Source organism: Streptomyces flavidovirens DSM 40150 (assembly GCF_000429085.1).
Lineage (GTDB): Bacteria > Actinomycetota > Actinomycetes > Streptomycetales > Streptomycetaceae > Streptomyces > Streptomyces flavidovirens.
In genome coordinates, this window is the sequence record NZ_KE386846.1 from 253448 (window position 1) to 265539 (window position 12092).

Genomic DNA, 12092 nt, shown 5'->3' on the forward strand with positions numbered 1-12092 from the left:
GCGCGGCCTCCGGCCTGAAGGTCGGCGCCGTCATCATCACGATGGGCAACCGCCCCGACGAGCTGCGCGCCCTCCTGGACTCGGTCGCCAAGCAGGACGGCGACCGGGTCGAGGTCGTCGTCGTCGGCAACGGCTCCCCGGTCGCCGGTGTCCCCGAGGGCGTACGGACCGTCGAGCTGCCCGAGAACCTCGGCATTCCGGGCGGCCGCAACGCCGGCATCGAGGCGTTCGGCCCCAGCGGCGCCGAGATGGACATCCTGCTCTTCCTCGACGACGACGGCCTGCTGGCCCACCACGACACGGCCGAGCTGTGCCGCCAGGCCTTCGCCGCCGACCCGAAGCTCGGCATCATCAGCTTCCGGATCGCGGACCCCGACACGGGCGAGACCCAGCGCCGCCACGTCCCGCGGCTGCGCGCGGCCGACCCGATGCGCTCCTCACGCGTGACGACCTTCCTCGGCGGCGCCAACGCCGTACGCACCAAGGTCTTCGCCGAGGTCGGCGGGCTGCCGGACGAGTTCTTCTACGCCCATGAGGAGACCGATCTGGCCTGGCGGGCGCTCGACGCGGGCTGGATGATCGACTACCGCTCGGACATGGTCCTGTACCACCCGACGACCGCTCCTTCCCGGCACGCCGTCTACCACCGCATGGTGGCCAGGAACCGGGTCTGGCTGGCACGGCGCAACCTGCCGGCCCCCCTGGTGCCCGTCTACCTCGGCGTATGGCTGCTGCTCACCCTCGCGCGGCGCCCCTCCGTACCCGCTCTGAGAGCATGGTTCGGCGGCTTCAAGGAGGGGTGGACGACCTCAGCGGGTCCGCGCCGTCCGATGAGATGGCGTACCGTCTGGCGACTGACCCGGCTCGGCCGACCTCCTGTCATCTGACAAGCTCGGGTCTGAAAGCATCGGGGGCACGCGGGACGTGTGCCCGGTCCTGCGCCTTACTGCCTGCGCATCTTGAACACGAAAGTTTCAACTTGTGAGTGACACAACCCGTGACGGTGCGGTCGCGACGAGCGCCCCGCCATCTCCCGACGACGGACTTACCCCGGCGGAGCTCGCCGCGAAGTACGGCCTGTCGGTGAGCGGTGCCCGGCCGGGGCTGATCGAGTACGTCCGGCAGCTGTGGGGCCGGCGCCACTTCATCCTCGCGTTCTCGCAGGCGAAGCTGACCGCCCAGTACAGCCAGGCCAAGCTCGGCCAGCTGTGGCAGGTGGCGACTCCGCTGCTGAACGCCCTCGTGTACTTCCTCATCTTCGGCCTGATCCTGGAGGCCGACAGGGGCATGGACCGGGAGGTGTACGTCCCCTTCCTGGTCACCGGTGTGTTCGTCTTCACCTTCACCCAGAGCTCGGTGATGGCCGGTGTCCGGTCCATCTCGGGCAACCTGGGCCTGGTCAGAGCGCTGCACTTCCCGCGTGCCTCGCTGCCGATCTCCTTCGCGCTCCAGCAGCTCCAGCAGCTGCTGTTCTCGATGATCGTGCTGGTGATCATCGCGGTGGCGTTCGGCAGCTACCCCTCGCTCTCCTGGCTGCTTGTCATCCCCGCGCTGGCCGTGCAGTTCGTCTTCAACATCGGCCTCGCGCTGATCATGGCCAGGCTCGGGAGCAAGACCCCTGACCTCGCCCAGCTCATGCCCTTCGTGATGCGTACGTGGATGTATGCCTCCGGAGTGATGTTCAGCATCCCGGCCATGCTGGCCGACAAGGACCTGCCCGGCTGGGTCACGGACGTGCTCCAGTGGAACCCGGCGGCCGTCTACATGGATCTCATCCGTTTCGGCCTGATCGACGGCTACGGCTCCGAGAACCTGCCCCCGCACGTCTGGGGCGTCGCCCTGGGCTGGGCGCTTCTCGTGGGCCTCGTGGGCTTCGTGTACTTCTGGAAGGCTGAGGAGAGGTACGGCCGTGGCTGACGACAACAAGCAGGGACGCGTCCCCACCGTCATCGCGGACGACGTGCACATCGTGTACCGCGTCAACGCCGGCGCGGGCGGGCGCGGCAGCGCCACCGCCGCCCTGAGCCGCATCATGAAGCGCGGCAAGGGCGACTCGCCCGGCGTACGCAAGGTGCACGCGGTGCGCGGTGTCTCCTTCACGTCCTACCGGGGCGAGGCGATCGGCCTGATCGGCACCAACGGGTCGGGCAAGTCGACCCTGCTGCGCGCCATCGCGGGCCTCCTGCCGACCGAGCAGGGCAAGGTCTACACGGACGGCCAGCCCTCACTCCTCGGTGTGAACGCGGCGCTGATGAACGACCTGACCGGCGAGCGCAACGTCATCCTCGGCGGCCTCGCCATGGGTATGACACGTGAGGAGATCCGCGAGCGCTATCAGCAGATCGTCGACTTCTCGGGTATCAACGAGAAGGGCGACTTCATCACCCTGCCGATGCGCACGTACTCCTCCGGCATGGCCGCCCGTCTGCGTTTCTCCATCGCCGCCGCCAAGGATCACGACGTACTGATGATCGACGAGGCGCTGGCGACGGGCGACCGGAAGTTCCAGATCCGCTCCGAACAGCGCATCCGCGAGCTCCGCAAGGAGGCCGGCACGGTCTTCCTGGTCAGCCACAGCAACAAGTCGATCAGGGACACCTGTGACCGCGTTCTGTGGCTGGAGAAGGGCGAGCTGCTGATGGACGGTCCCACGGACGAGGTCCTCAAGGCCTACGAGAAGGAAACCGGCCGCTAGAGCGGGTCCTGCGGGCGCGGTGCCCCCGCCGGGCCGCCCCGGCGGGGGTTTCGCGTGTCCGGGTGCACCCTTTCCGCGTTTCCGTGCGGCGCGAGCGGCCCGGCGCGCCGTAACATGCCGGAATCGTCAACTCCGGCCACTTACGGGAAGGTTGAGGCATATCGCAGCGTTGTTGTCATCCGCCCAACACCCCGGCGCGGTGCCGGGCGTTGTACAACGTAAGCTGTACCGGTGGGCGGCGTGTCCGAAATGGGATGTATTAGGTCGACGGTGTAGAACGGGAGATGTGACGGCAATGGCGATGGAATCTCTCCAGCTCGAAGACGCTTCCGCCGTCCCCGCACCGGGCAGCCCGCGATGACCACAACCCGTCACGTGCGCACCGACGCACACGCGCGCACGACCCTGGACAAGGCCGCCGACGAGAACTTCCCGGTGGCTCCCTTCTTTCTGCCGCGCGCCTGGCGGGACGACCTGATGGCCGTCTACGGCTACGCCCGCCTCGTCGACGACATCGGCGACGGCGACCTCGCCCCCGGCGGCGCCGACGCCCGCCTGCTCGGCCTCGACCCCGCCCTCGCCGACGACCGCCTGCTCCTGCTCGACGCCTTCGAGGCCGACCTGCGCCGCGTCTTCGACGCCTCGGGAGACGGCCCGCGCCACCCCCTCCTGCGCGCCCTCGTGCCGACCGTGCGCCGCTGCTCGCTCACCCCCGGCCCGTTCCTCGGGCTCATCGAAGCCAACCGGCAGGACCAGCTCGTACGCCGCTACAAGACGTACGACGATCTCCTCGCGTACTGCGAGCTGTCGGCGAACCCCGTCGGCCGGCTCGTCCTCCAGATCACCGGCACCGCGAGCCCCGAGCGGATCCGCCGCTCCGACGCGGTCTGCACCGCCCTGCAGATCGTCGAACACCTCCAGGACGTCGCCGAGGACCTCGGCCGCGACCGGATCTACCTGCCCGCCGACACCATGGCGCGCTTCCATGTCGAGGAGGCCGATCTGGCCGCGCCGTCCGCGAACGCGTCGGTGCGCTCCCTGATCGCGTACGAAGCGGAACGCGCCGGGCGCCTCCTGGACGAGGGCACTCCGCTCGTGGCCAGTGTCAGCGGCAGGCTCAAGCTGCTCCTCGCCGGTTTCGCCGGCGGCGGCCGCGCGGCCCTCGCGGCGATCGCGGCCACCGGCTACGACGTGCTCCCCGGACCGCCCAAGCCCACCAAGCTCAGCCTGCTGCGCGCAGTGGGAGCTGTCTTGCGATGAGACCGAAGAGAGGGGTGAGCCGGCCCGTGGAAGGACTCACGCAGATGTCCGCACCGGTACTCGCCGCGTACAGCTACTGCGAGGCCGTGACCGGAGCGCAGGCGCGCAATTTCGCGTACGGCATCAGGCTGCTGCCGACCGACAAGCGCAACGCCATGTCCGCGCTGTACGCGTTCTCACGGCGCGTGGACGACATCGGCGACGGTGTGCTGGAGCCCGCCGTCAAGCAGGTGCGGCTCGAAGAGACCCGCGCACTGCTCGACCGGATCCGGACGGGCGCCGTCGACGACGACGACACCGACCCGGTCGCCGTGGCGCTCTCGGACACGGCGCGCCGCTTCCCGCTGCCGCTCGAAGGGCTCGACGAACTCATCGACGGCGTCCTCATGGACGTACGCGGCGAGACCTACGAGACCTGGGACGACCTGAAGGTCTACTGCCGGTGCGTCGCGGGCGCCATCGGACGGCTCTCGCTGGGCGTGTTCGGCACCCAGACCGGCGCGCGCTCCACGGAACGCGCCTCGGAGTACGCCGATACACTCGGTCTCGCCCTCCAGCTGACCAACATCCTCCGGGACGTCCGCGAGGACGCCGGGAACGGGCGTACCTACCTGCCCGCCGACGACCTCGCCAAGTTCGGCTGCTCGGCCGGTTTCCACGGCGCCACCCCGCCCGAAGGGTCCGACTTCACGGGCCTGATCCACTTCGAAGTACGCCGCGCCCGCGCCCTGTTCGCCGAGGGCTACCGGCTGCTTCCCCTGCTCGACCGGCGCTCCGGCGCCTGCGTCGCCGCGATGGCCGGCATCTACCGGCGGCTCCTTGACCGCATCGAGCGCGACCCCCTGGCCGTACTGCGCGGCCGGGTCTCCCTGCCGGGACACGAGAAGGCGTACGTCGCCGTGCGCGGCCTGTCGGGCCTCGACTCCCGGCACATCTCCCGCAGTCACATCTGGAGGCGGGTCTGATGGGCCCCGTTGCGGCCGGCGGGACGAACGCGTACAAGAGAGGCGCAACCCCCCGGCGGCCCGGTGCGTCCCTGAGTGCAACGGCCCGTCGTCCGTACACCGTCGGCGAGCCCCGAGGGGAGGGCGCATGACACGCGGCACCACAGGCGGCAGGTCCGTCGTGCCGGCCCGCTCGCCGGGGCCCGCGGCAGGTCACGCGGTCGTCGTCGGAGGCGGACTGGCCGGAGTCACCGCCGCGCTCCAGCTTGCCGACGCCGGCATGCGGGTGACGCTGCTGGAAGGGCGCCCGCGCCTGGGCGGCCTCGCGTTCTCCTTCCGCCGCGGCGAGCTCACCGTCGACAACGGCCAGCACGTCTACCTGCGCTGCTGCACCGCCTACCGGTGGTTCCTCGACCGGGTCGAGGGCGCCGGACTTGCCCCGCTGCAGAGCCGCCTCGACGTACCCGTCCTCGACGTCGGCCGGCCCGCCGGGCCCCGGCTCGGGCGGCTGCGCCGCACGGCGCTGCCCGTACCGCTGCACCTGGCCGCGAGCCTGGCGGCGTATCCGCATCTCTCCCTCGCCGAGCGGGCGAGCGTGGGGCGTGCCGCTCTGGCGCTCAAGAAGCTCGATCCGGCCGATCCCGCCCTGGACGGTGTGGACTTCGCCACCTGGCTGGGCCGCCACGGACAGTCGCCGCGCACCATCGAGGCGCTGTGGGACCTCGTCGGCGTCGCGACGCTCAACGCGACCGCGCCCGACGCCTCCCTGGGCCTCGCCGCGATGGTCTTCAAGACCGGGCTGCTCTCCGACCCCGGCGCCGCCGACATCGGCTGGGCGCACGTACCGCTCGGCGATCTGCACGACACACTCGCCCGCAAGGCGCTCGACTCCGCGGGTGTACGGACCGCACTGCGCACCCGGGTCAGCTCCCTCTCCCGTTCGGTGAGCGGGGGCTGGTCCGTCGGCACGGCGGCCGGGGAGCGGATCGAGGCCGACGCCGTCGTGCTCGCCGTACCGCAGCGCGAGACGCACGCCGTGCTGCCCGAGGGTGTCATCGACGACCCCGGCCGGCTGCTGGACATCGGCACCGCGCCGATCCTCAACGTCCATGTCGTGTACGACCGCAAGGTGCTGCGCCGGCCCTTCTTCGCCGCGCTCGGCAGCCCCGTCCAGTGGGTCTTCGACCGGACGGAGTCCTCCGGGCTGAGGGGCGGCGGACAGTACCTCGCCGTCTCGCAGTCGGCGGCCCGAGGCGAGATCGACGCGCCTGTGGCCGAGCTGCGCGCACGCTATCTGCCCGAGCTGGAACGGCTGTTGCCCGCCGCGCGCGGCGCGGGCGTACGCGACTTCTTCGTCACCCGGGAGCGGACAGCGACGTTCGCCCCCACCCCCGGCGTCGGACGGCTGCGCCCCGGCGCCCGTACGCACGCGCCCGGCCTGTACCTGGCCGGCGCGTGGACCGCCACCGGATGGCCCGCGACCATGGAGGGCGCTGTGCGCAGCGGCATCACCGCCGCCGGTGCGGCCCTCCGCGAACTCGGCCGCGTACATGAACATCCGTTGCAGGAGGCGGTATGAGCACTGGCATGGAAACAAGAGGAGAGCCTGTGACCCCGGTGAACCCGGTGGACAACACCACGGTGGACATCGCCGCGCTGCTGGAGCGCGGCCGCACCCTGTCCACCCCGGTGCTGAAGGCCGCCGTGGGCCGGCTCGCGCCGCCCATGGACACCGTCGCGGCGTACCACTTCGGGTGGATCGACGCCCAGGGGCGGCCGGCCGACGGCGACGGCGGCAAGGCGGTGCGTCCGGCGCTCGCGCTGCTGTCGGCACAGGCGGCGGGCGCGGCGGCCGAGGTCGGTGTTCCCGGCGCCGTCGCCGTCGAACTCGTACACAACTTTTCGCTCCTCCACGACGACCTGATGGACGGCGACGAGCAGCGCAGGCACCGCGACACCGTGTGGAAGGTGCACGGACCCGCGCAGGCGATCCTCGTCGGCGACGCGCTCTTCGCCCTCGCCAACGAGGTGTTGCTCGAGCTCGGCACGGTCGAGGCGGGGCGCGCCACGCGCCGGCTCACCACCGCGACCCGGAAGCTCATCGACGGTCAGGCGCAGGACATCTCCTTCGAGCACCGCGAGCGGGTCACCGTCGAGGAGTGCCTGGAGATGGAGGGCAACAAGACGGGCGCGCTGCTGGCCTGTGCCGTGTCCATCGGCGCGGTGCTCGGCGGGGCGGACGACCGTACGGCGGACACGCTGGAGGCGTACGGCTACCACCTCGGTCTCGCCTTCCAGGCCGTCGACGACCTGCTCGGCATCTGGGGCGACCCGGACGCCACCGGCAAGCAGACCTGGAGCGACCTGCGCCAGCGCAAGAAGTCCCTGCCCGTCGTCGCGGCGCTGGCGGCCGGCGGTCCGGCGTCGGAGCGGCTCGGCGAGCTGCTCTCCGCCGACGCCAAGAGCAACGACTTCGAGAGCTTCTCCGAGCAGGAGTTCGCCACCAGGGCGGCTCTGATCGAGGAGGCGGGCGGCCGTGACTGGACGGCGCAGGAAGCTCGCAGGCAGCATGCCGTCGCCATCGAGGCGCTGGACGGCGTCGACATGCCCCCGCAGGTCCGTGCGCAGCTCACCGCGCTCGCGGACTTCGTCGTCGTACGAAAGAGATGATCAGCATCCGCCTCATATAACTCGCAAGTCGCCGTCCGGTGCCGGGATTCGCCGTAAACCCCGCACCGGACGACGTCGGACCCCAGCTCAGCAGATGACCAACTGCCACGAAGGGGAAACCATGACAGCGACGACCGACGGAAGCCCTGGGGCCATGAAGCCCTGCGCGGCCGCGGCCAGCGAATTTACCGACAACAACACCAATACCACCACCACAGAGATCACCCGTCACGGGCCGGTCATCGCCGGCGTTCTGGACGCCGCGCGGCGGGCCACGGACCGCGGGGTCGCGCATCTGCTCGCACAGCAGGACGACCAGGGCTGGTGGAAAGGTGACCTCGAAACCAATGTGACCATGGACGCCGAGGACCTGCTGCTGCGTCAGTTCCTGGGCATCCAGGACGAGAAGACCGTCCGGGCCGCCGCGCTCTTCATCCGCGGCGAGCAGCGGGGCGACGGCACCTGGGCCACCTTCTACGGCGGTCCCGGCGACCTCTCCACCACCATCGAGGCGTACGTCGCCCTGCGGCTCGCCGGTGACCTGCCGGACGCTCCGCACATGGAGCGCGCCGCGGCCTGGATCAGGGCGCGCGGCGGCATCGCCGCGAGCCGCGTCTTCACCCGGATCTGGCTGGCGCTGTTCGGGTGGTGGAAGTGGGACGATCTGCCCGAGCTGCCACCCGAGCTGATCTTCCTTCCGTCGTGGTTCCCGCTGAACATCTACGACTTCGGCTGCTGGGCCAGGCAGACCATCGTGCCTCTGACCGTGGTCTCCGCGAAGCGGCCCGTGCGTCCCGCGCCGTTCGCGCTCGACGAGCTGCACGCCAACCCACGCGTGCCGAACCCACGCAAGAGGCTTTCCACGCCTACCAGTTGGGAGGGTGCCTTCCAGCGGCTCGACAAGGCCCTGCACGTCTACCGCAAGGTCGCGCCGGCCAGGCTGCGCGGCGCCGCGATGAAGAGCGCGGCGCGCTGGATCGTCGAGCGGCAGGAGAACGACGGCTGCTGGGGCGGGATCCAGCCACCCGCCGTGTACTCCCTGATCGCGCTCCACCTGCTCGGATACGACCTGGACCACCCGGTGATGCGCGCCGGCCTGGAGTCGCTCGACCGGTTCACGGTGTGGCGCGAGGACGGCGCCCGCATGATCGAGGCCTGCCAGTCGCCGGTCTGGGACACCTGCCTCGCCACCATCGCACTCGCCGACGCGGGGGTACGGCCCGACGATCCGGCCCTCGTCAAGGCCGCCGACTGGATGATGAGCGAGCAGATCGTACGGCCCGGGGACTGGGCCGTACGCCGCCCCGGAGTCGAGCCGGGCGGCTGGGCGTTCGAGTTCCACAACGACAACTACCCCGACATCGACGACACCGCCGAAGTCGTCCTGGCACTGCGGCGCGTCGCGCACCCGGACCGCGCGCGGACAGAGGCGACCGTCGACCGCGCCGTCCGCTGGAACCTCGGCATGCAGTCGAAGAACGGCGCCTGGGCGGCCTTCGACGCCGACAACACCAGCCCTTTCCCCAACCGGCTGCCCTTCTGCGACTTCGGCGAGGTCATCGACCCGCCGTCCGCCGACGTCACCGCGCACGTGGTGGAGATGCTGGCCGTCGAAGGCAAGGCACACGACCCGCGCACCCGGCGCGGCATCGAGTGGCTGCTGGCCGAACAGGAGCCGAGCGGTGCCTGGTTCGGCCGCTGGGGCGTCAACTACGTATACGGAACAGGGGCGGTCGTGCCGGCACTGATCGCTGCCGGGCTGCCGGCCGCCCACCCCGCCGTCCGTCGCGCCGTCGGCTGGCTGGAGTCCGTCCAGAACGACGACGGCGGCTGGGGCGAGGACCTGCGTTCGTACCGTGAGGCCGGCTGGGCCGGGCGCGGTGCTTCGACCGCTTCGCAGACCGCCTGGGCGCTGCTCGCCCTGCTCGCGGCGGGGGAGCGGGACGGCCGGTCCGTGGAGCGGGGCGTCGCCTGGCTGGCCGGGACCCAGCGGGAGGACGGCTCCTGGGACGAGCCGTACTTCACGGGCACCGGATTCCCGTGGGACTTCTCCATCAACTACCACCTCTACCGGCAGGTCTTCCCGCTCACCGCCCTCGGGCGGTACGTCCACGGGGAGCCCACCTACCCGGACCTGGCCACCCGGGAAGGGACCTGATGGCCCCCATGGACCCGGCCGACCGGACCGATCCGGCTGACGAGCCGCCGCGGCCCGCGCCGCTGCTGATCGCCTGCGCGCTCGGCATCGAGCAGTTCGCGCTGCGCAGTGGACACCGCAAGGAGGCGCCGGGGCCCGTGACCGTACTGCGTACGGGGATGGGCCCCAAGGCGGCGGCGACGGCCGTCAGGCAGGCGCTCGCCCACGGCGGTCCGGCCCCGGACGCCGCCGTCATCGCATCCGGCTTCTGCGCGGGGCTGGTCCCCGGAATGCACCCCGGAGACCTGATCGTCGCCGACGAGACGCGCGGACCCCACGGCACTTCGGCCTGTACGGGCGTGGAGCTGCTCGCGAAGGCGCTGGACCGGGTGGTGCCCGGACGCACCGTGCACACCGGCCCGCTGCTCGGCTCCGCCCATGTCGTGAGGGGACCCGAGCGGGCCCGGCTGGCGGCCACCGGGGCGATCGCCGTGGACATGGAGTCCGCCGCGACGCTCGGCAGCGCGCTGCGGGCCGGACCGCGTCCGGTTGCGGCCGTTCGGGTGGTCGTGGACGCTCCGGAGCACGAGCTCGTACGCATTGGAACGCTTCGCGGTGGAATATCGGCATTTCGTGTTCTTCGCGCAGTGCTGCCAGCCTTTTTTGAATGGCACCGTTCTTCGCTGCTCCCCAGGAGGTGAGCTAGATGGCCATGCCGCTCCGTCAGACCATCAGGGTCGGGACGTATCTCGTAGAACAAAAGCTCCGCAAGCGAGAGAAGTTCCCGCTCATCGTCGAGCTCGAACCGCTCTACGCCTGCAACCTCGCGTGCGAGGGCTGCGGCAAGATCCAGCACCCGGCGGGGGTTCTGAAGCAGCGCATGCCCGTGGCGCAGGCCGTGGGAGCGGTCCTGGAATCCGGTGCTCCGATGGTCTCCATCGCGGGCGGCGAGCCGCTGATGCATCCTCAGATCGACGAGATCGTGCGGCAGCTGGTGGCCAAGAGGAAGTACGTATTCCTCTGCACCAACGCGATGCTGCTGCGCAAGAAGATCGAGAAGTTCACGCCGTCGCCGTACTTCGCCTTCGCCGTGCACATCGACGGGCTGCGGGAGCGGCACGACGAATCGGTCGCGAAGGAAGGCGTCTTCGACGAAGCGGTGGAGGCGATCAAGGAGGCCAAGAAGCGCGGTTTCCGGGTCACCACCAATTCCACCTTCTTCAACACCGACACCCCGCAGACGATCATCGAGGTGCTCAATTACCTCAATGACGACCTGGAGGTGGACGAGATGATGATCTCGCCCGCCTACGCGTACGAGAAGGCTCCCGACCAGGAGCACTTCCTCGGGGTCGAGCAGACGCGGGAGCTGTTCAAGAAGGCGTTCGCGGGTGGCAACCGGCGGCGCTGGCGGCTGAACCACTCGCCGCTCTTCCTGGACTTCCTGGAGGGCAAGGCGGACTTCCCGTGCACGGCGTGGGCGATCCCCAACTACTCCCTCTTCGGGTGGCAGCGGCCCTGCTACCTGATGAGCGACGGGTACGTCCCGACGTACCGGGAGCTCATCGAGGAGACCGACTGGAGCAAGTACGGGCGGGGCAAGGACCCGAGGTGCGCCAACTGCATGGCGCACTGCGGCTACGAGCCGACGGCCGTCCTCGCGACCATGGGCTCGCTCAAGGAGTCCCTGCGAGCGGTCCGGGAGACGGTCTCGGGAAACCACGGGTGACGTCATGACCCTTGGTGAGCCTGTCGCACTGGGGCTCCCCGAGCTGCCGGCCCGGCCCCTGGCGGTGCGCCGCGCTTCGCGGCGTATCCAGGTCGGGTCGGTGGCGGTCGGCGGGGACGCGCCGGTCTCGGTGCAGTCGATGACGACGACGAGGACGTCCGACGTCGGGGCGACGCTCCAGCAGATCGCGGAGCTGACGGCTTCGGGCTGCCAGATCGTACGGGTGGCGTGTCCCACCCAGGATGACGCGGACGCGCTGGCGACCATCGCGCGCAAGTCGCAGATCCCGGTGATCGCGGACATCCACTTCCAGCCGAAGTACGTCTTCGCCGCCATCGACGCCGGGTGCGCGGCGGTGCGGGTGAATCCGGGCAACATCAAGCAGTTCGACGACAAGGTGAAGGAGATCGCCAAGGCGGCCTCCGAGACCCGTACGCCGATCCGCATCGGCGTGAACGCCGGGTCGCTGGACGCGCGGCTGCTGCAGAAGTACGGGAAGGCGACCCCGGAGGCGCTGGTCGAGTCGGCGCTGTGGGAGGCGTCTCTCTTCGAGGAGCACGGTTTCGGTGACATCAAGATCTCGGTCAAGCACAACGACCCGGTCGTGATGGTCAACGCGTACCGGCAGCTTGCCGCCCAGTGCGACTATCCGCTGCA

At 70.4% G+C, this 12092-nt stretch carries 11 protein-coding genes; all 11 read left to right on the forward strand.

Translation table 11 applies throughout. The features are described 5' to 3' along the window. Window positions 1-41: 41 nt before the first annotated feature. A complete protein-coding gene (locus tag G412_RS0131865) occupies window positions 42-887 on the forward strand; it encodes a glycosyltransferase family 2 protein (RefSeq protein ID WP_051338743.1) in 846 nt (281 codons plus the stop codon). Between the two features lie 94 nt (window positions 888-981). Further along, window positions 982-1917, forward strand: coding sequence for an ABC transporter permease (locus tag G412_RS0131870; RefSeq protein ID WP_028815578.1), 936 nt, complete (start codon window positions 982-984; stop codon window positions 1915-1917). Continuing rightward, window positions 1910-2695 carry an ABC transporter ATP-binding protein gene (locus G412_RS0131875; protein ID WP_028815579.1) on the forward strand — a complete coding sequence of 262 codons (786 nt, stop codon included), beginning with the start codon at window positions 1910-1912 and terminating at the stop codon, window positions 2693-2695. Before G412_RS0131870 ends, G412_RS0131875 begins: the two co-directional genes overlap by 8 nt. A 357-nt stretch (window positions 2696-3052) precedes the next feature. Further along, the gene (gene hpnC / locus G412_RS0131880) at window positions 3053-3955 is read left to right on the forward strand and encodes a squalene synthase HpnC (RefSeq protein ID WP_028815580.1); all 903 of its coding nucleotides are present in this window, start codon (window positions 3053-3055) and stop codon (window positions 3953-3955) included. A 44-nt stretch (window positions 3956-3999) separates the two neighbouring features. Next, complete coding sequence (gene hpnD, locus G412_RS0131885; protein ID WP_106964213.1) at window positions 4000-4920, forward strand: presqualene diphosphate synthase HpnD; 921 nt, start codon at window positions 4000-4002, stop codon at window positions 4918-4920. A 127-nt stretch (window positions 4921-5047) separates the two neighbouring features. Beyond that, entirely contained in the window at window positions 5048-6478 is a 1431-nt protein-coding gene (hpnE, locus tag G412_RS0131890) for a hydroxysqualene dehydroxylase HpnE (protein ID WP_078607571.1), read from the forward strand. Then, the gene (locus G412_RS0131895; RefSeq protein WP_051338738.1) at window positions 6475-7569 is read left to right on the forward strand and encodes a polyprenyl synthetase family protein; all 1095 of its coding nucleotides are present in this window, start codon (window positions 6475-6477) and stop codon (window positions 7567-7569) included. The genes hpnE and G412_RS0131895 overlap by 4 nt, the downstream gene beginning before the upstream one ends. A 121-nt stretch (window positions 7570-7690) precedes the next feature. Next, window positions 7691-9727 carry a squalene--hopene cyclase gene (gene shc / locus G412_RS36970; RefSeq protein ID WP_051338744.1) on the forward strand — a complete coding sequence of 679 codons (2037 nt, stop codon included), beginning with the start codon at window positions 7691-7693 and terminating at the stop codon, window positions 9725-9727. Further along, on the forward strand, window positions 9727-10407 hold the full coding sequence (locus G412_RS0131905; protein WP_244283348.1) for a phosphorylase family protein: 681 nt from the start codon (window positions 9727-9729) through the stop codon (window positions 10405-10407). The genes shc and G412_RS0131905 overlap by 1 nt, the downstream gene beginning before the upstream one ends. Window positions 10408-10412: 5 nt before the next feature. After that, window positions 10413-11435, forward strand: coding sequence for an adenosyl-hopene transferase HpnH (hpnH, locus tag G412_RS0131910; RefSeq protein WP_028815585.1), 1023 nt, complete (start codon window positions 10413-10415; stop codon window positions 11433-11435). A gap of 4 nt (window positions 11436-11439) precedes the next feature. Continuing rightward, on the forward strand, window positions 11440-12092 hold a 653-nt coding region (locus G412_RS0131915), incomplete at its 3' end, for a flavodoxin-dependent (E)-4-hydroxy-3-methylbut-2-enyl-diphosphate synthase (protein WP_028815586.1).

Bases quoted from the DNA above. Each gene is read 5' to 3' on its own strand.
- G412_RS0131865 (WP_051338743.1), top strand. From the start codon at position 42: ATGGGCAACCGCCCCGACGAGCTGCGCGCCCTCCTGGACTCGGTCGCC.
- hpnC (WP_028815580.1), top strand. From the start codon at position 3,053: ATGACCACAACCCGTCACGTGCGCACCGACGCACACGCGCGCACGACC.
- hpnD (WP_106964213.1), top strand. From the start codon at position 4,000: ATGTCCGCACCGGTACTCGCCGCGTACAGCTACTGCGAGGCCGTGACC.
- hpnE (WP_078607571.1), top strand. From the start codon at position 5,048: ATGACACGCGGCACCACAGGCGGCAGGTCCGTCGTGCCGGCCCGCTCG.
- G412_RS0131895 (WP_051338738.1), top strand. From the start codon at position 6,475: ATGAGCACTGGCATGGAAACAAGAGGAGAGCCTGTGACCCCGGTGAAC.
- shc (WP_051338744.1), top strand. From the start codon at position 7,691: ATGACAGCGACGACCGACGGAAGCCCTGGGGCCATGAAGCCCTGCGCG.
- G412_RS0131905 (WP_244283348.1), top strand. From the start codon at position 9,727: ATGGCCCCCATGGACCCGGCCGACCGGACCGATCCGGCTGACGAGCCG.
- hpnH (WP_028815585.1), top strand. From the start codon at position 10,413: ATGGCCATGCCGCTCCGTCAGACCATCAGGGTCGGGACGTATCTCGTA.